The sequence below is a fragment of the Novosphingobium sp. BL-A-41-Hi4A-0G genome, from assembly GCF_055521735.1.
Genome location: NZ_CM145501.1, coordinates 920117 through 940324, shown reverse-complemented (window position 1 = coordinate 940324; position 20208 = coordinate 920117). Strand labels below are relative to the sequence as shown.

The 20208-nt window shown below is 63.0% G+C and carries 15 protein-coding genes and 1 pseudogene; 8 read left to right on the top strand and 8 right to left on the bottom strand.

What is annotated here, in order from left to right; translation table 11 throughout:
- The first annotated feature begins 39 nt into the window (after window positions 1–39).
- From ACZ1JX_RS04535 to ACZ1JX_RS04520, 4 genes are read left to right on the top strand one after another with little or no spacing between them, the layout of a single operon-like run.
- Window positions 40–504: a hypothetical protein gene (locus tag ACZ1JX_RS04535; protein ID WP_465125592.1), complete on the top strand. Its 465-nt coding sequence runs from the start codon at window positions 40–42 to the stop codon at window positions 502–504.
- 44 nt (window positions 505–548) lie between these two features.
- A complete protein-coding gene (locus ACZ1JX_RS04530) occupies window positions 549–2006 on the top strand; it encodes a TolC family protein (RefSeq protein ID WP_465125591.1) in 1458 nt (485 codons plus the stop codon).
- Window positions 2003–3007 carry an efflux RND transporter periplasmic adaptor subunit gene (locus ACZ1JX_RS04525; RefSeq protein ID WP_465125590.1) on the top strand — a complete coding sequence of 335 codons (1005 nt, stop codon included), beginning with the start codon at window positions 2003–2005 and terminating at the stop codon, window positions 3005–3007. Before ACZ1JX_RS04530 ends, ACZ1JX_RS04525 begins: the two co-directional genes overlap by 4 nt.
- A gap of 3 nt (window positions 3008–3010) precedes the next feature.
- Window positions 3011–6085, top strand: a complete 3075-nt coding sequence (locus ACZ1JX_RS04520; protein WP_465125589.1) for an efflux RND transporter permease subunit — start codon at window positions 3011–3013, stop codon at window positions 6083–6085.
- Between the two features lie 59 nt (window positions 6086–6144).
- On the opposite strand, the gene ACZ1JX_RS04515 is transcribed toward ACZ1JX_RS04520, so the two are convergent.
- Together ACZ1JX_RS04515 and ACZ1JX_RS04510 are read right to left on the bottom strand one after the other, a co-directional pair.
- A complete protein-coding gene (locus tag ACZ1JX_RS04515; RefSeq protein WP_465125588.1) occupies window positions 6145–6330 on the bottom strand; it encodes a hypothetical protein in 186 nt (61 codons plus the stop codon).
- A 17-nt stretch (window positions 6331–6347) separates the two neighbouring features.
- Window positions 6348–7442, bottom strand: coding sequence for a PepSY-associated TM helix domain-containing protein (locus tag ACZ1JX_RS04510; RefSeq protein ID WP_465125587.1), 1095 nt, complete (start codon window positions 7440–7442; stop codon window positions 6348–6350).
- 169 nt (window positions 7443–7611) lie between these two features.
- Here ACZ1JX_RS04510 and ACZ1JX_RS04505 point away from each other — a divergent pair, with 169 nt between their 5' ends.
- On the top strand, window positions 7612–8349 hold the full coding sequence (locus ACZ1JX_RS04505; RefSeq protein WP_465125586.1) for a TonB-dependent receptor: 738 nt from the start codon (window positions 7612–7614) through the stop codon (window positions 8347–8349).
- On the opposite strand, the gene istB is transcribed toward ACZ1JX_RS04505, so the two are convergent.
- The 4 genes and pseudogenes from istB to ACZ1JX_RS04485 form a co-directional block, all read right to left on the bottom strand.
- The gene (gene istB, locus ACZ1JX_RS04500; RefSeq protein WP_086740912.1) at window positions 8338–9117 is read right to left on the bottom strand and encodes an IS21-like element helper ATPase IstB; all 780 of its coding nucleotides are present in this window, start codon (window positions 9115–9117) and stop codon (window positions 8338–8340) included. The genes ACZ1JX_RS04505 and istB overlap by 12 nt on opposite strands.
- Window positions 9107–10633, bottom strand: a complete 1527-nt coding sequence (gene istA, locus ACZ1JX_RS04495) for an IS21 family transposase (protein WP_277788710.1) — start codon at window positions 10631–10633, stop codon at window positions 9107–9109. Before istA ends, istB begins: the two co-directional genes overlap by 11 nt.
- Window positions 10634–11488: 855 nt before the next feature.
- Window positions 11489–11875 (bottom strand): annotated as a pseudogene (locus ACZ1JX_RS04490) (ArdC-like ssDNA-binding domain-containing protein); the annotation flags it as partial.
- A gap of 154 nt (window positions 11876–12029) precedes the next feature.
- On the bottom strand, window positions 12030–14039 hold the full coding sequence (locus ACZ1JX_RS04485; RefSeq protein WP_465125585.1) for a ParB/RepB/Spo0J family partition protein: 2010 nt from the start codon (window positions 14037–14039) through the stop codon (window positions 12030–12032).
- 335 nt (window positions 14040–14374) lie between these two features.
- On the opposite strand from ACZ1JX_RS04485, the gene ACZ1JX_RS04480 reads away from it, so the two are divergent.
- The 3 genes from ACZ1JX_RS04480 to ACZ1JX_RS04470 are packed head-to-tail and all read left to right on the top strand — an operon-like array spanning window position 14375 to window position 18976.
- Window positions 14375–14911 (top strand): gamma-glutamylcyclotransferase family protein, encoded by a 537-nt coding sequence (locus ACZ1JX_RS04480; protein WP_465125584.1) that lies wholly within the window; start codon window positions 14375–14377, stop codon window positions 14909–14911.
- Window positions 14912–14913: 2 nt separating this feature from the next.
- Window positions 14914–15702, top strand: coding sequence for a hypothetical protein (locus tag ACZ1JX_RS04475; RefSeq protein ID WP_465125583.1), 789 nt, complete (start codon window positions 14914–14916; stop codon window positions 15700–15702).
- Entirely contained in the window at window positions 15695–18976 is a 3282-nt protein-coding gene (locus ACZ1JX_RS04470) for a DEAD/DEAH box helicase (protein WP_465125582.1), read from the top strand. The genes ACZ1JX_RS04475 and ACZ1JX_RS04470 overlap by 8 nt, the downstream gene beginning before the upstream one ends.
- A gap of 82 nt (window positions 18977–19058) precedes the next feature.
- On the opposite strand, the gene ACZ1JX_RS04465 is transcribed toward ACZ1JX_RS04470, so the two are convergent.
- Together ACZ1JX_RS04465 and ACZ1JX_RS04460 are read right to left on the bottom strand one after the other, a co-directional pair.
- A complete protein-coding gene (locus ACZ1JX_RS04465; protein WP_333606018.1) occupies window positions 19059–19616 on the bottom strand; it encodes an RES family NAD+ phosphorylase in 558 nt (185 codons plus the stop codon).
- Window positions 19617–19774: 158 nt separating this feature from the next.
- Window positions 19775–20188, bottom strand: a complete 414-nt coding sequence (locus ACZ1JX_RS04460) for an MbcA/ParS/Xre antitoxin family protein (protein ID WP_465125581.1) — start codon at window positions 20186–20188, stop codon at window positions 19775–19777.
- Window positions 20189–20208: the final 20 nt, after the last annotated feature.

The window sequence follows — 20208 nt, the reverse complement described above, 5'->3', positions numbered from 1 at the left end:
GATAGCCAGCGAGAGCTGCCTGAGAGGATTCGCATCCCGATGCTTGCTCGCGATATGTACATCGCCCTCTCTCGCAAATGGATTTCCATCGCGAAGCGTTCACTCTATGCTTATTTCGTGTTCCGTGCGCGCAGCCATCCTCGCCGTCCAAGCGTATTCGACCGATTAGGGTCGTGGCTTCTCGCATTGGCGGCGATCACGCTGCTGTCTTACCAACCGCTTGACTCGGTGGGGCATGTGGCTGCGGAGGCCTACGAGGCGGGCAACCACAGCATGATTGTGCGGCTGGGTGCGGCATTCGATGTCCTCGACGACACGCTCGATCACGCGCCAGACCGCAACCATGCGACGACAGCACAACAGCAGGTCATCGTTGGATTGCCTTGCTGTGCGAAAGCAGAGGCAATGGCGTTTGTGGCCGAAGCAGGCGCCTGGGCCATCGCGGATTTCATCCTTCCGCCCAATCAGATTCTGTCAGAGCTGTTTCGACCTCCTCGGGGCTGAACGACGCCGTCACCGGTGTTGTTTCAACCTGAGGAATTCACGCAATGGCACCCTCGTTCGCGGTGCGCGGCAGCTCTGGTGCCGCGCCGACGAAGTTCAATAGAGCGCATGCGCGCAGCGTTCTCACCCGCCAGATAACCGGCGTCCTGCTGATAATCGGCCTGGCCAGCTGCGTGAGCTATGCGCCTGCCCCGAAGCCGCTGGGCGAGATCGCCGACCGGTTCGCGGCGCGTAGCGCGTCGTGGACGGCGGCAGTGCAGACCTGCCAGCGACTGGCGCCGTCGGCACCCTGCGATCCCGCTCAGCCAGATCGGCTCCTGCTCTTCGCGATGCTGGTCGAGAACAATCCGGATGTCGCCGCGGCCCGCGCCCATCTTCACAGCGTCGAAGCCGCCGCCGTGGCCGCGCGAGCTCCGGCAGGGCCGACGCTCACGCTGTCGACCGAATATGCCAAGGCCTCGTCGGACCCGTCGCCCTGGCTGTTTGGGGCGGCGCTGGAGATTCCACTCGATACCGGTGGTCGACGCACGGCGCGGATCGCCAGTGCAGACCTTGCAGTCAATGTAGCGCGCTACGAACTGGCCGAAGCGATCTGGACCGCCCGGATGGGACTGGTGCGCGCGCTCGACGAAGTCTCGACCGCGATGGGTCAATTGACGTTGGCAAGCAACCTCATTGCGCTGCAGGAACGCCGGATGCAGGCGATGGATCGCCGGGTAAATGCAGGCGAAGCCACGCGCGCAGAGTTGGAGCGCGCCCGCAGCGACCTTGCAGATGCCCGCCGCCGCGATGCGGCCGCCACAGCCATGCGCGAAGCTGGCAAGATGCAGGTGGCCAAGGCATTAGGCCTTGCTGCGGCCAATCTGCCCGCAAGCCTGCCCGAAGGCGGCGCGTTTGGAGTGGACGTCCACGTCTTGCTGCCAACTGCACAGCAACGCAGTCGAGCCCTGCTGGCGCGTGCTGACCTGCTCAAGACGATTGTCGCCTACGACCAGGCCGAAGCCGACCTTCGCGGGGAGGTAGCCAAGCAATATCCGGCGATCAGCGTGGGGCCTGGCTTCACTTGGGAGCGGGGGCTGGTCAAACTGCCGTTCAATGTCGGGCTGGTGCTGCCACCACTCGATCTCAACCGGCGCAATATCCGCGCTGCCGAAGCGCGGCGCAGCGAGGCCGGGGCCGCGCTCGAGGCGGCCTATGCCTCCGCCGAGGGCAGCGTCGATGCGGCTTATGCGGAGATCACCGCGGCGCGGCGCGCGCTGGCCGATTTCCGCAAGCTCGACTTGCCGATCGCGCAGCGGCTCGCCGTGCAGGCCGATCGAGAGATCGCGGCGGGGGCGATTGATCGGACCGACTGGGCGGCCGCGCAGGCCGGGCTGCTGATCGCCCAGCTGGCCGAAATCGACGCTATTACCCGCGTGCTGGGGGCGAATGCCGCACTCGAAGACGCTTTGCGCCGCCCCTTGAGCGGGCCTGAAACCCGGATTGAAGGAAATTCACGATGAACCGTTTGCAAGGCCCGGCCTGGGCGCTGGGCGGCGCCGGTGCACTCGCTTTGGCGCTCTATGCCGCCGGCCTGCTCGGCCAGGCTACGGGCTCCGGCCCCGCCACCGATGAACGGGTAAAGCGGGAGGCCGGCGCAGGCGAGTCGGTTGGCGTGATTGCAATCGATGCCGACACACAGCGCCGCCTTGGGATAGTCGTCGCTCCGCTGACCTCGTCGAGCGATGCTGCGACGCTTGACGGCTTCGCCAAGGGTCTCGATGCCGCGCCGCTCGCGGCAATCATTGCCGAGATCGATACTGCTGAGGCAGCAGCAGCAACTTCCACCGCGGAAGCGAGGCGCCTCGAAGCCCTTTATCGTCAAGATGTCAGCGCGTCGCGCCGATCGGTCGAAGCGGCACGCGCCCAGGCGCAAGGAGATATGGCTCGCGTGCGTCTCGCGCAGCAACGCATCGGGATCGAGTTCGGGCCGGGGCTCCTGCGCCTTGGCATCACGCAGGTTCGACTGCTTGCCGGCGCAATCGCACACGGAGAGGCAGCGCTAGTTCGTATTGACATTCCCAGTGCCAATCTCGCTCCAGGCACCACAGTCAGTGTCGCGGCAGGCCCCGCAACCAGTATGGTTCGGGTGCTGGGACCGGCGGGCGCTGCCGATGCGAGGCTACAGAGCGCTGGCGTGCTGGCGGTGCTGCGTGGGCCGATCGCCCGCCAGTCGCTAACCGGGCGGGTCCTGACCGCAAGAATCGCCGCCGGCCCGGCCCGCACCGGGTTGCTGGTCCCGCGCGATGCCATCGTTCGCTTTCAGGGCCAGATGTGGGTCTACCGCCAGACCGCGAAGGGCTTTTTCCGCGTCGCCCTCAGCGACCCAGTGAGCGTGCCCGATGGCTGGCTGATCCGCGACGGGCTTGGTCTCGGCGACCACATCGCCGTGCGCGGCGGTGCAGGCCTGCTTGCGATCGACCTTGGCGGTTCCGGCCAGGGCCAATCGGCCGAGGAGGACTGAGCCATGCTCGATCGTCTGGTTCGCTGGTGCCTGCTCTACCCTTGGATGGTGGTATGCGCGGGGCTTCTCCTGCTGGTCTTCGGCGTCGTAGTAGTCGAGCGGGCCAGCTACGATGTTTTTCCAGAGTTCGTTCCCGCGCAGGTCACGGTACAAACCGAGGCCCCTGGACTCGTGGCGGAACAAGTCGAGGCGCTGGTCACTCGGCCGCTCGAAAACGCCATAAACGGTGCCAATGGCGTTGAAGCGGTGCGCTCGGATTCGGCGCAAGGGCTCTCGGTGATCCGCGTCATCTTCAGCGAAGGCTCGGATCCGCTGCGCGCGCGACAGGTGATCGCTGAGGCGCTGGCAGGCACGACCGGCTCGCTACCCACAGGGGTGGCAGCGCCAAGGCTTTCGCCCCTCACCTCCTCGACCATGGACCTCATCAAGATCGGCTTGGTCAGCGACAAACTCGATCCACGTCAGTTGCGCGCATTCGCCGACTGGACCGTGCGCCCGCGCCTTCTGGCGACACGAGGCGTCGCCGGGGCCACAGTCTATGGTTCGGCGGGATCGCGCTTCGAGGTGCGACTTCGTCCGGCCGAGCTTGCTGCCCGCCAAGTCTCACTTGCTGAAGTCTCAAACGCCATCGCTGCGCTGACCGCGGTACGCGGCGGCGGCTTCACTGAGACAGCCAATCAGCGCATTCTCGTTCGCCCGACAAACGGCATGATCGACGCGTCAACGCTGGGCTCCGCGCTGATCCCGGCCGGCAGCGGCGGTTCGATCGCTTTGCGCGACCTTGCCGACGTAACACTCGCCGCCGGACCGCAGTTCGGCGATGCGCTTGTGATGGGGCGGCCCGGCGTCCTCGTTTCTCTGTCGAGCCAATACGGCGCCAACACGCTCGAAGCGACCCGCGCGGTCGAGGCAACCCTTGCCGACATGAAACCCGTGTTCGCGGCACAGGGCATTCGGGTCTACCCGGCGTTGCACCGCCCGGCGAACTTCATTGAGACCGCGCTCCACGGAATGTCGATCGATCTCCTGATTGGCGCGGCCATGATCGGGCTGGTACTGTTCGCCTTTCTGCGCAACCTAAGGGTCGCGCTGATCGCCTTCGTTTCGATCCCGCTGTCGCTGCTCGCCGCGCTGATTGTGCTCTATGCGATGGGCCAGACGATCAATACCATGACTCTGGGCGGCCTAACCGTTGCGCTCGGCGTGGTGGTCGATGACGCGGTGGTCGGCGTAGAGAACATCGTCCGCCGCCTGCGCGGGGCATCGCCGGCTGGACGTCGGGGGATCATTTCTGACGCTACGGTCGAAGTGCGCGCGCCGGTCGTCTATGCGACCTACCTGCTCGCGCTGACGATCGCCCCGATCCTTTTCCTTACCGGCTTGCAGGGCGCTTTCTTCGCGCCGCTTGCGCTGTCGTTCCTGCTCGCGGTCCTCGCCTCGCTGGCAGTTGCTGTAACGATCACTCCGGCGCTGGCGCTGCTCTTGCTCGGCAAGACCGAGCCGCATCCCGAACCTACGTTCCTCGTTCGCGCCAAGGATTGGCACCGCCGTCGCCTGGAGGCGATCTGCGGTAAGCCGCATGGCGTTGTGGTGGCGACGCTGGTCACCAGCCTGATCGGGATTGCCGGACTGATGGCGTTCGGCGGCGAACTGCTCCCTGCCTTTCGCGAGGGGCACTACGTGCTCAAGGTCAATGGGCCAGTAGGTGCCTCGATAGGCTGGATGCGCGAGACTGGCGCGCACCTGTCGAAAGACCTGCTCGCCATTCCGGAAATCGCTACAGTCGAACAGCAGATCGGTCGCGCCGAAGCGGGCGAAGACCCGTTCCCACCGAACCAGACCGAGGTCCATGTCGAGCTAAAGCCCGGCGGGGCGGGCAGCGAGGTTCGTGCTGTCGATGCCATCCGGACGACGCTGGCCAAGTACCCCGCGCTGCAATCGGCGACCCTGACCTTCCTTGGCGACCGGATCGGCGAATCGCTCAGTGGCGAGACTGCGCAGTTCGCCGTAAGCATTTATGGCCCCGATCTCGACGCACTCGACCATGCGGCCAGCGACATTGCCCGGGCAATTTCTAGTGTCTCGGGCGCGGCCGACGTCAAGGTCAAGTCGCCGCCCGGAACGCCAGTACTGGCAATCGCCCTCGATCCGCGCCGCATGGCTGCCTATGGTGTCACCCCAGCGGATGCCAACGACGCGATCGAGATCGCCTTCCAGGGCCATGTCGCGGGCGAGGTTGCCGAGGCCGACCGCGTTACTGACGTCGCGCTCGTCTTGCCGCCCGAACTGCGCCAGGACCCGGAGAGCGTCGCGCGCCTGCTCGTCAGGTCGGGAGACGGTTCGACCGTGCGCTTGTCGGACATCGCCTCGATCACGCTTGAAGAGGGACGTAGCACGATTGCCCGCGAGGGTGGACAGCGCCGCCAAGTCGTCACTGCCAATCCGACTCGCAAGGATGCCGCCGGCTTCGCCCGGGACGCCCGCGCCGCAATTGCCGCCAAGGTCAAGCTGCCGCCCGGCGTGTCGCTGTCATTCTCGGGGGTTGCCGAGGGACAGAAGGCCGCAACTCGGCAGATTGCGTTCAATGTCGCGATCGCGGGAATCGGCATCGTTGCTCTGCTCATTCTGGCTTTTGGCGGATGGCGACCGGCACTTCTCATTCTGGCGGGGACGCCGTTTGCTCTGGTCGGCGGCGTAGCCGCGATCGGCATGAGCGGCGGCGTACTCTCACTCGGTGCGCTGGTGGGGTTCGTCACCCTGTTTGGCATTGCCGCGCGCAATGCCATCCTACTGGTATCGCACGTCGACCAGTTGGTCGAAGAGGAAGGGATGGAGTTCGGGATTTTAGCAGTTCTTCGCGCGACCGAGGAGCGCGTGACGCCGATCCTCATGACCGCGCTCGTCACCGCGCTTGGTCTGCTGCCCCTAGCGCTGGAGAGCGGCCAGGCGGGCCGCGAAGTCCAGGGACCGATGGCGCTGGTCATTCTCGGCGGCCTAATCACCTCGACCATCATGAGCTTGCTATTTCTGCCGGCGCTAGTCCTACGGTATCGGCGCGGCAATTCGCGCGAGAAGTAGGGCAGCTGTGGATCGCAATCTGATCCTAATTATCGCTGCGGGAAACAGCTTATGTTCTGCTAGACGCCCACCGGGTCGACATCGAGGGCGAAATCCGCGAGCCAGCCGAACATCCAGTGAAGCCCGGATGACGGATCTGCACGTCTGGCGGTCGGCCCCGGACGCACGTGGCGATAGTTTCGGTGCGCGGCGACGAACGAGATGAGGTTCAGTCGCGGCTGACCGATGTTCACGAGATTGCCCACCTGACAATAGAACAGTCCTAAGCCGCAAATCCAGTGTTGATCGGATTAGATGCCTCGCAGGCCTTGATCGATTTGTTGATGCGACGCCGGCGAAGCCAAGCCCAGAGTCCAGTGGCATAGAGGAGGGGCAGAGACAGGCCTGCGAGAGCTACCAGTATGCGTCCGGGAAGCCCGGCGGCCTCCCCGCTGTGCACAGGAAAGGCGCTGTCCAGTATCCTGTTGGCCAAAGGCCCGTTTGCCGCATCGTAGGTGGAAAGTATCCTGCCGCTTCCCGCTTCGATCACTACAAAACTGCTGCCAGACCAGGTTCGCCACTCCCCGGGACGCCGCAGGCGCACTTGATAGACCGGGGATTTGGGGGTCGGCAGGCTCACCGAAGTCAGTGACGAATCTGGAAGTGCATTGATTGCCAGCGCCAGCGCCCGGTCCGCACCGATGGTCTTTTCCAGCAACGGAACCGGTTTTGGCCGGAAAGGGGGCTGATAACCGGCATGGCGCTGCGCCCAGGCGCGCAGCGGCTTACTGAAGTCCATCATTGCCCCGCTGACTGCCAAGAGCGCGAGCGCAATAGCGGCGACCAACCCGATAGCGCGATGCAAGCCGAAGAGCTTCTGGACCCGCGTGCGCCAGCGTCCTGCCGAGAATGCGGCGCGCCACTGGCCACGGCGTGGCCATCCCAGCCAGACCCCGCTGCCTGCCATCGTCAGCAGCAGCAGGCCTGATGTGCCCAGCAGCCATTCGCCGCGCTCGCCCAGCAGAAACGAGTGGTGGACATTGTAGACCCAGCGCCAGAAATTCCGACCGTCTGGGCCGACCGGCGTACGCTCACGAACGCCGAGGACCCTGCCTGAAGCTGCGTCCAGTAGCACCGTCCGTTTGCCAGTCTCGCGGTCGTTGAATGTGACCCCGAGTACCGATTCGTCAGGGTAGTACAGGCCGATGGACTCGGGGCGTTCATCAAGTGCCCTGCCCGCCTGCACCACCAGATCATCGAGCGAGCGTGACCGGCCGAATGTGGTGCTTAACGCGGATCGGTCGAGATCGCGATGAAATACGAGCAGTGCTCCTGTAAGTCCCTGTAAGGCCCAGACCGCGCCAACCGTCAGGCCCAACCACAGGTGTGCGAGTACCACCAGTCGCTTGATGCGCTGACTAGCTCGCCATGGCCGCTGCATGTGCTCGAATCCCCCTTGCCTAAGAAATGCTATTGCGACGCGTTCGCATTAGCAGTAGCGGTAGCGCCGACAGGAGGAATCATCAATGAGAATCGAACTTGCGACCATGTCGGCCATGGCCGCCCTTTTTAATGCCCTTGGTGTCCCAGCGAATGCCGCCGAGGCTGACGCTGCGGGAGCGGACGCGGACCAGCACACGATCATCGTCACCGGCTTGAAGGACGGCTACGCCCCGAAGGATACGGGCGTCGCCAAAATCCCGGCAGAGCTGCGCGACATTCCCCAGGCAGTGAACGTAGTACCGGAAGAAGTACTGCGCGATCAGCGCGCGCTGTCGATCCAGGACGCGCTAAAGAATGTGCCAGGCGTCGGAATGAGCCACGGTGACGGCCAGCGCGACCAGGTGACGATCCGCGGCTTCAGCGCCATTTCCGACCAGTTCGTCGACGGCTTCCGTGACGATGCGCTCTACTTCCGAGATCTCTCCAACGTCGAGCGAATCGAGGTAGTCAAAGGCCCCGCAGCGGTACTTTACGGCCGCGGCTCGTCAGGTGGCCTTATCAACCGCGTCACGCGCAAACCTGGCGAGAACGTCGCCTCGTTCACGCTGTCGGCGGGAAGCTGGGACACCAAGCGCGGCGAATTCGACGTCGGCCGGGTGATTGTTGGCGGTGATGCCGCGTTCCGCGTGACCGGTGCGCTCGAACGCAGCGGCAGTTTTCGTCAATACCAGTTTCTTGACCGCGAATGTAGATTTCCGCTGAGAAGTGACCCGGTATTTCCATCGAGAATTGACCCGGGTGATGGTATGTCCCGCAGAGCGGGTTTTGGGTCAAGCTGGTGATTTTTCCTTTCGTGGTTTTGGTGAGGCAGAGCTGGCCCTGAACCGGAAGCTGTCATTGCCAGTTTCGATGATGTGGCAATGATGGGTTAGCCGATCCAGCAGGGCTGTGGTCATCTTGGCATCGCTGAATACCTCGGCCCATTCGCTGAAGCTGAGGTTAGTGGTGATCACGACGCTGGTGCGTTCGTACAATTTGCTGAGCAGGTGGAACAGCAAAGCTCCGCCTGATGGGCTGAACGGCAGATAGCCCAGTTCATCAAGGATGATGAGATCGAGCTTGAGCAGACGTTCGGCAATCTGCCCCGCCTTGTTGGCTGCTTTTTCCTGTTCGAGCGCATTGACCAGATCGACCGTGGCAAAGAAGCGCACTTTTCTGCGGTGATGTTCGACGGCTTGAACTCCCAGCGCAGTGGCGATGTGCGATTTGCCGGTTCCGGGCCCGCCAATCAGTACTACGTTGTCAGCGCCGTCGATGAACTCGCCACCATGGAGTTGCCGAACCAGGGCCTCGTTGGCCTCGCTGGATGCGAAGTCGAACCCGGCCAGGTCTTTGTAAGCTGGGAACCGGGCGGCCTTGATCTGATAAGCAATCGAGCGGACCTCACGTTCGGCCATCTCGGCTTTGAGCAACTGGGAGACCATCGGCACTGCGGCACTGAAGGCTGGGGCGCCTTGCTCGATAAGGTCCCCCACTGCTTGGGCCATGCCATACAACTTCAGCGCCTTGAGCATGACGACAACGGCGGCACTGGCGGGGTCATGACGCATGACGCAGCCCTCCCTCACGCAGGGCATCATAACGTCCGACATTGGCCAACGGCTCTTGCGCAAGGCGCAAAGCCTGCGGTGCGTCAATCGGCGCTGCCGGTGGAGCCTTACCATCGATCAGGCGGTGCAGGATATTGAGGACGTGGGTCTTGGTGGCGACGCCCGCATCCAGCGCCAGTTCGACAGCGCAAAGCACTGCCTGTTCGTCATGTTGCAGCACCAACGCCAATATCTCCGCCATCTCCTTGTCTCCGCCGGGACGACGTAGGAGCTGGCTTTGCAGCTGCTTGAAGGCCTCTGGGAGCTGCAAGAATGGCGCGCCATTGCGCAGTGCTCCCGGCTTGCGCTGGACTACTGCCAGATAATGCCGCCAGTCATAAATTGTCCGCCCGCCAGTGTGGTGGGATCGGTCAATGATTCTGGCATGTTCGCAAAGGATCTGCCCCTCGGCCGCCACCACGATCCGCTCGGGGTAGATCCTGATGCTGACCGGGCGGTTGGCAAAGGATGCCGGGACGCTGTACCGATTGCGTTCAAAGCTGATGAGGCAGATCGGGGACACCCGCTTGGTGTGTTCGACAAAACCATCGAAGGTCCGCCCCAGCGGCATCAGACTACCAACCTCAGCGGCGTGTACATCGGCTACGGTGCCGGGCAAGTTGCCATGTTGGATCTCACCCCATTGCGCGATGCATTGTTCCTCGAGCCAGGCATTGAGCGCATGGATATCCGGGAAGCTCGGCAACTTCTGCCACAGCCGCCGCCGTGCATCTTGCACGTTCTTCTCGACTTGGCCCTTCTCCCACCCCGAGGCCGGATTGCAGAATGCAGGCTCGAACAAGTAGTGGCTGGCCATTGCGGTGAAGCGCGCGTTGACCTGTCGGGCTTTGCCCTTGCCGATCTTATCGACCGCAGTTCGCATGTTATCGAAGATCCCGCGCTGCGGCACACCACCCAGCACGCGGAATGCCTGCGTCAGTGCATCAAACAGCATCTCATGCGTCTGTAACGGATAGGCCCGCACGATGAACGCCTTGCTGTGTGATAGTTTGGTATGGGCCGCCTGCAGCTTGACACGCTCGCCACCAAGAATTGCCCAATCTTCGCTCCAGTCGAACTGGAACGCCTCACCTGGCTGGAAAACCAAAGGCACGTATGTTCCGCGGCCACTGGCCTGCTGTGCCAAGAGACGGCCTGCCTTCCAATCCCGCACATAGGCAGCGACACGATTATAGGACCCTTCGTAGCCCAATACGGCCAGATCAGCATGCATCTGCTTCGCCGTGCGCTTCTGCTTGCGCGATTTGCCAGCCTCGATTTGTAACCAACCCGTCAGCTTCTCAGCAAACGGGTCCAGCTTGCTCGACCGGTCAGGTACCTTGAACTGCGGCACCACCGTATCCGCGCGCAGATACTTGCGGATCGTGTTGCGCGACAAACCGGTGCGCCGCTCAATCTCACGAAGCGGGATCTTATCACGAAGGCGCCACCGGCGAATTACACTCAATAAATCCATGTCGATCACTCCCGATACCCCTGACTGGTCAGCCAGGGGCGGGTTCAAACATGGGTCAATTCTCAATGGAAATTTATGCCCTTACCGGGTCACTTCTCAGCGGAAATCTACAGAGCGGGCTTTTCAGCAGGCGATAGAGGCCATTGACCTTCCGACCCGACCTGATGACGGTCGGGAGTGATCTGACGGCCCTCTCAATGGTATCTGGCAGCATTAGCACACCTCCTTTTGAGGTCGTCTGATCGCAGTCGCTGCCGCCCTTCCCCCGGTCGGTTAGGCTTTCGCCCGGGTCACCCCGAGCTTATACTGCCGACCGTCCGCCGATTGCTCGGCGGCTGTCCCGGCCATTACACCGGGCATTTGAGTAATATGGCGGCTCCGTGCCCATACAGGTCGCTGGTCTTCCCAGCGCCTGCTTCAGGGCATCCCGTAATTACGGAAATTGGAGATACGACGTGGTTAGGTGCCCCGTTCGTTCACTTACCCCTCCCTATAGAGGGTGCGTCAGAGAGGCTGGCGCGCTCGCGGAAGTCCCGCTCGCTGTGGAGGAACTCAACGCCCTTTCCTCCGTCTCTCCGATATGCCGCGTCAACCATTCTGCGACATCGCCACGTTATCAGCCGCTGCAAACTGGGGTTCAGGCAGTATAGCTTTCACCATACACGTCTTGCCCTGATCCCTCGCGCCTCAAATGGCTTTGGCGTTTCGGGACCTTTTCTGAACATGCTATTGTTCCCCGTCCCTTTCGGGATCGCAGCCATTTCTGGCCGAGGTTAGTCCAGTGGGCATGATCTATAGCCAGCAAGATCAACTATCCATGATAGCACTCCTTAATTTCCGCCGTTACGGCGCACCGTTGAACACCGGATAGGCCTTCAGAACCCGGCGCGCCTCGTCGCTCTTCTCGCCGGTATCGGGCGCCTCGACCTCCTTGGTGTAGCTCTTGTAGAAAATGGCGATGGTCGACTTCTCACCCTTGCGGACCTGGGCGCCGAGGGTTTTGGCCTGGTTGTAGGTCATCCAGTAAGGCGAGGCGTAGCCGCACATGTCGGCGACCATCCACAGCCAGAATACGTTCATGCCGCGATAGGGAATGCCGCAAGCGCGCAAGGGCCGCGACACGGGCACGCCGCGCCAGGGCTGCACCCACGGCTTGGTCCCGGCTTCAAGCCGCGCGATGATCTCCTGGGTGATGCGGGTCGCGGGAGACAATCCGCCGGGCGAGGATTTGCGATAGGCCATGAGGGCTCTCCTGATGTGGCCTGCCGGCAGGTTCGCCGGTCAGTTCCGCCCAGCATCGAGCTCCCTCCGCTCTCTTCCCAAAAAGGAAGCGGCCCCTTGGGCAAAGCCAAGGGACCGCTTCGGAGGGGCGAGTGGCCTGCCTGTCAGGAGGAGGTCAGGCAGCCAGCTCGCGGGGGGGCTGATTGTCGTCGTTGGCGCCTTCGGCGCTCGCGACGGCTTCGCCGGTGAACTCGGGGATCTGCGCATCGTCCGCTTCGACCTCGACGGGCGCGGCGCCAGCAAAGCGCATGACCTCGGGCACCCAAGCGAGCGCGCGTTCGCGGACCTCGACTTCGGTGATGTAGGTCCCACCGAAGACGCGCTCGGCGCTCATCGCGAGATCACCCTTCTTGACCGAGGCGAACCGGCTCGACAGGTCCGGACCACCAACCGCAGCCAGCGCGTCGAGGATCACCGCCTTCGACACCCGGTCGAAGTAGTTCGCCGCGGTCGGGCGCCACCAAGCAGCCATGTCGATGCCGATGAGCGTGGCCAGATGATCGTGGAAGTCGATCCTGCGCTCGCCGACCATGTTGAGACTTGCTTCCAGAGTGCGGCCGACGACGTGACCGAGCCAAGCGGCACGGGCTTCATCGGAAAGCGCCCGGAAGCGATCGAACCGCTCCGACACTTCCGCGCCGCCACGCCAGTTCTCGTCGAGGCCTGACTTGAACTCGGCGAGCGAGGCGCTTGCCGCGGCATCCTTTGCCTCAAACCCGATGATCGGGCCGGCAGGTGTGCCGCCCCGCAGTGTCGTTGCCGAACGCGCCCGGTAGTCGAGCGTATCGGCGTCGGCGAGCGTGAAGACCATCAGGTCAAGCGCGAGACCGGGATCGGACGCGACATGGAGCGCAAGGACGTCGCGGCGCTGCATCGCGAGTTCATCGACAAGGCGCTTCGACAGCGCTGCGCGGCGCTTGCCCTCCCCGGCTTCGCCCGACACGATCTCGACCGCGTCTTCGTTTCCGCCGTCGACCTCTCGTTCGCCGTAGAACACCGGCTGGAGCACCGGCGTGCCATCGCGCGACAGTACGAGGATCATCCCTGCCTCAGATTTAAGCTCGGGCGCGATCACCGGCCGACGAGCGCGGATATCCTGACACTCGCGTTCGATCGCCTCGATTGCCGCTTCGGCCGCGGCCACGGCTTCCTCGGCGCTGTCCTCATCTTCAAGGATCGCGGCATGCTCGTCATAGGAAGTGTCGAGTTCATCGAGCCGGGCGAGTTCGGCTTCGGTCAGTGGCGCAGGTTCGGCCGGAAGCCGTACCAGGCCCTCGACGAGGTCATGACTGGCGTAGGGATCGAGCGTCGGTTTGACCCACGCGAGGCCCTGCTCTTCGGCAAGGACCTTGGCCTGTTCCTCCATCTTCGCCGCGGCGAGGGTCTCTAGCAACGCGACATCGGCCCAGGCTTCGCTGTCCTCGTCATCGAACAGCTCGCGCTCGATCAGGCCACCGGCAGCGATATAGGCATCGCGTCCAACGAGCCGGGCACGGGGGTCGCTGCCACGGACCGTGCCCGAGAGCACCATGCGGCGGATCGAGTCCGGGTTGGGGGCATAGTAGCCGGTCGAGACCTGTTCGAAGACCCGGGCCTGGATCGCCTGGTCCGAAGTGGCGCCGTATGCCTTGGCGAGATCGAGCGTGATTTCGCCCGAAGCCAGCGCCTCGAACACGACCGGCACGAGCTTGGCGAGTCGCAGGCGACCTTCGACGAAACGGACTGTCAGGCCGAAGCGGCGCGCCACATCCTCGATCGAGGCGCCCGCCTCAATCAGCGATGCGAAGGCCTGGGCCTCGTCGGCCGGATTCATCGCCAGGCGATGGAAGTTCTCCGCGAGGCTGGTCTCGATGGCGCCTTCGGCGGTGTCTTCGAGCACGAGGCAGGTCACTTCGTGGTCCTTGGGCAGGACCTTGGCGTCCGCCAGCGCCAGCATCGCCTTACGGCGGCGCTCGCCGGCCTCGACCTCGAACTTGCCCTTGGCGCCCGGGCGCACGATGAGATTCTGCAGCAGCCCGCGGGCAGCAATGCTGGCCTTAAGCTCGGCGTCGGCCGCCGGGTCGTTATGGCGGCGGACATTGCGCGGCGAGGGAACCAGCTTGTTCAGCGGGATCGTCTTGATCATGGCACATACTCCTGATTGCGAGCCCAGCGCATCGACCATCGACGCCCAACTGGCTCAATCAGGGCAAAGCCTCCTCCCCTCTCATGTCTGCAGCTGGGCCGGCTGCGGACAGTCTGCTTAGGTCAATCTATGTCCGATAAGTTGCTATTGGACCGGAGGGAAATTAGACGGCGCCGCTTTTCGCTTCGTTTCACCAAGATCCGCGACAAAAGGTCGCTCGATACTCCAGACTATTTTTTGGGATGCTCGAGGCCTCACGTTATTCTGATTGGTCATTCCCCGCCGCTCGGCTAATCAGATATGCGTGAGGGTGCTCTTCAATGAAATCTTGGCCGATGACGTTTCTCTACTTCGCGTATGGCTCCAACATGTTGCCAGCACGGCTGCTTGGCCGTTGTCCATCGGCAAAGGCCGTGGGGCTGGGCGTTGCGCGCGCATGGAGCCTCGAATTCTCCAAGGCGAGTAAGGACGGTTCGGGCAAGGCGACACTGGTTTCCGCCCCAAATTCCGCCATTCCCGGCGTCATTTTCGAGATTGATCTGGCCGAGCGAGAGCACTTGGACCAGCACGAGGGGGTGGGTTTTGGCTACCGGCGCGCCGATGCTTTCGCCGTCGAAGGAGCCACCATTCCGACCAGCACCTATCTCGGCACCTCGCTGGACCCAGCGCTACAGCCTTTCGATTGGTACCTCGCGACTGTCATTGCTGGCGCCGAACATCACGGGCTGGATGCAGCCCATATCACCGCGCTAAGGAGCACGCTCTTCGTCGAAGACACCGATTTGGATCGAAAAACCCGCGTCGCAGCGATCCAGGCGATGCGAGAGCATGGCATCGAGGATTACCGAAAGTTCCTTGAAAGTCTGGGATAAGCGTGCCGATCACCCTAAATCCTATGTCAGCGCCCCCCCAATGCGAGGGAGCACAGTGGATCGTCGATGTCCCCGACGATCTTGCACAGCTGGTCGCGCTGGTGTTGGTCGGCCAAGCCTTCCACGCCGCGCTGATCCTCGAAGGCACGCAATTGGTGCCACCGAAGATCACGGCAAAGCTGAAAGAGACGCTCGACAAGGACCTGCATCCGACAACAGACAAGGGCATCGAACATCGCGATGGTCTCTTGTTCGAGATCATCTGCTGGGTCGCTGCCCGCAAGGGCAAGACGGGCGACGAGAAGATCGACAATTCGCATCTCAAGGCGACCAACCAAGGCACCGATGGCGTCAAAGTTACGGTCGATCAAGCGTCGAAGACGCTCACAAAAGCGACGGTCTACGAATACAAATGCACGATCCACGCTCGGCAAAAATTCCAGAGTCAGGTGCTGAAGTCGTTCCGCCAGTACATTTCGGGCGAGCGCGACAATCAGTTGGCCCAAGCAGTTCTGGCCTTGCTGGAAAGCTACGGATTCAACGGAATTGAACTCAAGACGGCATATGACACGCTTATACAGACCCGCCCACTGGCGTTTGAAGCGTCTCTGACCGTCTCGCCGTCGCAGTTTCCGGCGGCCAAATGCGTCGCGTTGTTCAAGGACTATGACTCGCTTCAGGTGTCGTTGGACGTGCGCGGCGGTAACACGCTCCCGCTCGACGACGTTCGGGCCTGGTTTGCCGATTTCGCCGATCGTGTCTGGGCGAGGATCGTGACGTTCGATGTTTGACGCGCAAACCGCAGCCTTGATCCGGAGCGCGCCCGCTCTTGCGGGCGTCGATCCGGCGATGCTGCCGCAAGAACTGACCGGAATCTACGCCGAGCTGGCCGGCCTCAGACTGCGCGCGGCATCGCTCGCCGAGCAGCCCGACTATCTCGCTCAGCTCGAACGCATCGAGCGGATCGCGACCATTTACGAAGCGCTCGTCGACAGCGGCGCGGAAGATCACGAACGCCGGGCCGCCGCTTTCGTCGCAGCGACCGCCTATCAGCTGCTGGGCAGAATCCGTCCGGATCTCGAGGACCGCGATCAACTCCTGACCACGCGAGCCATCGATCCACGCGTATCGGCACCGCTCCTCTTCCTGATCGCCGAGCAGAGCCCCGATGCGCGGGAAGCCGCTCGTGACCTCGCCGGCCCCCGTCTCGAAGACATCCATCGCGGCGCTCTGGTCGAAAGCGTCGAAGACTTAGCCTTGGAGCGATTTGAAGCGATCCTCGAACGAGCCGGCCGTTTGACCGGATTACGACCTGGGGCCGATGCGCCCTTTGACGAACGAGCGACGCAGGCCCTGTATGGATTGTGCTGGAGCGGCTTGGTGCAGATGGTCGCACGCTTGCTCGATCGGCCCCTTGTCGAGCTCGCCTACCGGCCGTTCGACACGCCCCAGCAAGCCTTCGCCCGGGTGGTCGAACTCGCAACCCGCTCGCTCGATCTGCCGGACACCGGACTGAACATCACCTCCAGCTATGCGGGGCCGCGCCATCTGGCCCGCTTGCTCATCCACGCCGCGGACGGGCTTGAGGACGCTGGCGTGACTCGAATCCCACCGCCCCTGGGTGCGGAAGAGAATTCGTGGAAGCTATGGGTTCGCCACCGCGCATCGAGCAAGCCGGTGCTTTGGCCGAACCACCGATCCGCCGTGGCCACGCACTTTCTGGATGTCGGCAAGTCAGCGGTGCTGGTGCTGCCGACCGGCGCTGGCAAGACTACGCTTTCAGAGTTGAAGATCGCCTCGACCCTGTCTGCCGGCAAGAAGGTCATCTTCCTCGTCCCCACCTTGGCTCTGGTCGACCAGCTTCGTGATGATCTGGCCGAGAGCTTTCCGGAGAGTCTGATCGACAGCGTCGTGTCGGCCGATGGCGACCTCACAGCGCTAATCCGCGGACCGGAGCTCGAATCGATCGAAGTGATGACGCCCGAGCGATGCCTGGCGCTGCTAAGCTTCACCGAGACCGACATGAGCGATCTTGGCCTGCTGGTCTTCGATGAATGCCATCTGTTGAGTCCCGATGGCGGCGGGTCCCGGAGCGTCGACGCGATGCTGTGCCTGCTCCACGCCATCAAACGCGCGCCGAACGCCGATCTCCTGTTGCTCTCGGCGATGCTGAAAAATGCCGGAGAGGTGGCGGATTGGCTTGAGACGATAACCGGGCGTCCCTGCATCGGCTTTCATGACCCCTGGAAGCCGAGCCGGCAGGCACGCGGCGTGGTGATCTATCCGAAGGCGCAAGTCGATGCCGCGAACGTGGTCGTGCGGCGCAAGAAACGGCTCAAGGCGGCCTATAAGGCACCACCCCTCAATGCCGACGCCTATGCATTGTTCGGGCTGCATCATGCCTGGGTAAAGACCGTCGCGACCGACACGCGGCTCGTGCGGCTTTCTGATGTGCCCGTCATACTCGGGCATGGGACTGGCGGCGCGAGCCCAAACGCGAATGATGTGGGAGCGGCGCTGGCCAAAAGCGCTGCCGCCGCTGGACTGAAGACAATCATGTTCGTCCAGCAAGCCGACCACGCGCCGACCACGGCGAAGCGCCTTCGCGGCAAGCTGCCCTCTCCACCCGATCTCACCGAGACCGAAAATGGTCTCTGGGTGGACGCGGTGGCGGAACTCGGCGCCGCAAGCTGCTCGCTGTTCGACCCAACCGCGCCCGCAATCCCGCACAACGGAGACATGATCCCGCTCGAGCGGCGGCTCGCGGAATCGGTATTCAAGAAGGCGGGAGGCGTTAACGTCATCATCGCGACCCCGACGCTGGCGCAAGGCATGAACCTTCCGGCGCAAGTCGCCATCCTGGCGGGCACGATGCGCCACAATGAAGAAGGCCGCAAACCGCTCGAAGGTCATGAGATATTGAACGCGGCCGGTCGTGCGGGACGGGCTGGCCATCTGGCGAACGGCACAGTGCTGCTAATCCCGGAACCCGTGGTGCAATTCGACGCCAACTCGGTCCCCGAAAGCGAAGCCTTCAAGATGCTGAAGGCGGTGCTGCCAGAGAACGATCAATGCGTGAAGATCGACGATCCGCTGACCCCATTGCTTGACCGCATTCAGGCCGGCGAACTCTCTGGTGCGGGTGTGCGCTACCTCCTGAGCCGACTTCGCGCGGGCGAAGCGGAAGACACCGCCGTCGACAAGGCGGTTGAGATGATCAGCCGTTCCTTCGCCGGCTACCAAGCACGGCAAGCCAAGGAGGAGGACGCCTTCGACGAAAAGCTCGGTGCGTTGAAGACCGCGCTCGATACCGCCAACGAAGAGACGTCGGCACCGGTGATGCAGATCGCCGCCTTCACTGGGCTTTCGGTCGAGCCACTCGCGGCGATTGCGGCAAAAGTTGAAGCTGAAATCGACGCATTGCCCTCTACCGTGTGCGGTTGGATGGAATGGCTGATCGACTTCATGATCGCCGACCGGGCTAGCTATGCCTTGCTGTTCGGATCAGCTGTCGAAACGGTCAAGGCCGTGACGCGCGGCAAGAAGACCGGCGGCGACAGCACGGCTGCGGAGATGGAGCTGCTCAAGACCGCGCTGGCTGCGTGGCTTAAAGGCGAGCCCTTCTATCGCATCGAGGCATCCCTTGGCGTTCCAGCGGCCAAGATTGGGGTCTGCAAGCGCACCCGCGACCTGATCAATCGGATCGCCAACCGACAGCTCTACATGGTCGCCGCTGCGGCCGCAGAGGTTATCCGCCAGACGCTCACGGCCAAGGAAAAGGTCGCCGCAAATCCAGCGGTGCTTGAAATCTTGGCCTACGCGATCCGGCGCGGTCTTGACTCACCTGAGAAAGTCGCGTTCGCCTACCGAACCCCAAGCGCTCGCTCGCGGGTCCTTCTGCACCGCGCGTTTGCTGAAAAGGTCGGGGATCGCCCGCCGGTGCTGGGCTCCGATTTCGAGCAGGTCATGCGCCATCTCGATGCCGTCCTGGCATTTGGGTCACTCGATCTCTCCGCCCTTGGATCGATCGCTGACGCGTCATCGAACCCGCTTTCGAGCGATTGAAGCACGGTCTCCAATGACCAAGATTGGGCGCGAAGCAGCCGAGCAGCTCCCTCTCCTTCAACCGGGCCAAAATGGTTTCGGTTCAGGCGGTATGAACCACACGAAAGACCGCGCCCGTCCCCGCATCGCGCACCAGATCGACGCGCGTCCCATCCCAATGATAGTCGAGATGGCGGCCCTGGACGGGTTCGGACGCGCAGTCAGGGTAGAATAGTCCGACGCATTCCCCTCCGGGATGCCGGATGCTCGGATAGACCACTCCATTGGCCCCACCCGCCTTAAGGGCCGCCGCAAGCCTCTGGGATGCCACATAGCTGTCGGGATCAAGTGCGGGATTGGCGAGCTCGGTCCCTCTCAGGTCGTGCAGGTCGGCACTGACCGACATGACAATCTCCCGGAACTGAGAGGTCCAACCAGGTGCTTCGGCGGTCCGGGCCATGAACCGGGCATGGTGGTGGATCGTTTCGAACAGCGCCGTTTCAAAGACATTTCCGACATAGAGGACGCCGTAGCTGCCATCCGTGAAGCGGCTTGGCCGGTCCATGCTGACGTGGGTGAACGGCGCCATCAGATAGGACGCGCCGTTGCCGCCCACCCGGCGGTCAACTGGCACGAGATCGAGATTACCGATCGTCGCCATGATGCGTGGATTGGTCTTTTGCTCTGCCGAGATTAGCAGCGGCCAGTCAGCGGGGTCGGCTATGTCTTCGAACAGGTCAATCGGCGGAAAGGCGCTGCGGAGGATCCTAACAGCGCCTTTCCACTTAACATGGGAGACAGGGCCTTGCTCTGCAGCCGTCACCAGCCACCGCGCTCGGCGTCGAGGTAGCGGCGCACGCGCATGATGTCGGTGAGTTCGCCGCCGAGCATGACATCAAGTGCGCTCGATCCGGCAAATGCGCTATTGTCTGCCTTGATCCAGGCATAACCGCGCTGGGCTTCCGAAAAGACGATCCGTAGCGCCTTGTGAATGCCCATCAAGTTGGAGAGGCGAGCCGCGCCATCGCGCGAGACCCGGCCGGGCCCTTCAGCCTTCCAGCGACGATAGGAGCGCACTGGCATGTCAAGCAGCGTCGCCGCCTGTTCGTCGGTAAGTTCCCACTTGCCAAACAGGTTCAGTGCCGCGCGGAACATCGCGGCGGCCTCCTCCTGCGTGACAGGATCAGGCCGAAACGCCTGAGGGGCGGTATCAACGGGTTGCAAAGCCAGCATGGCGGTTCTCCATATGGCAC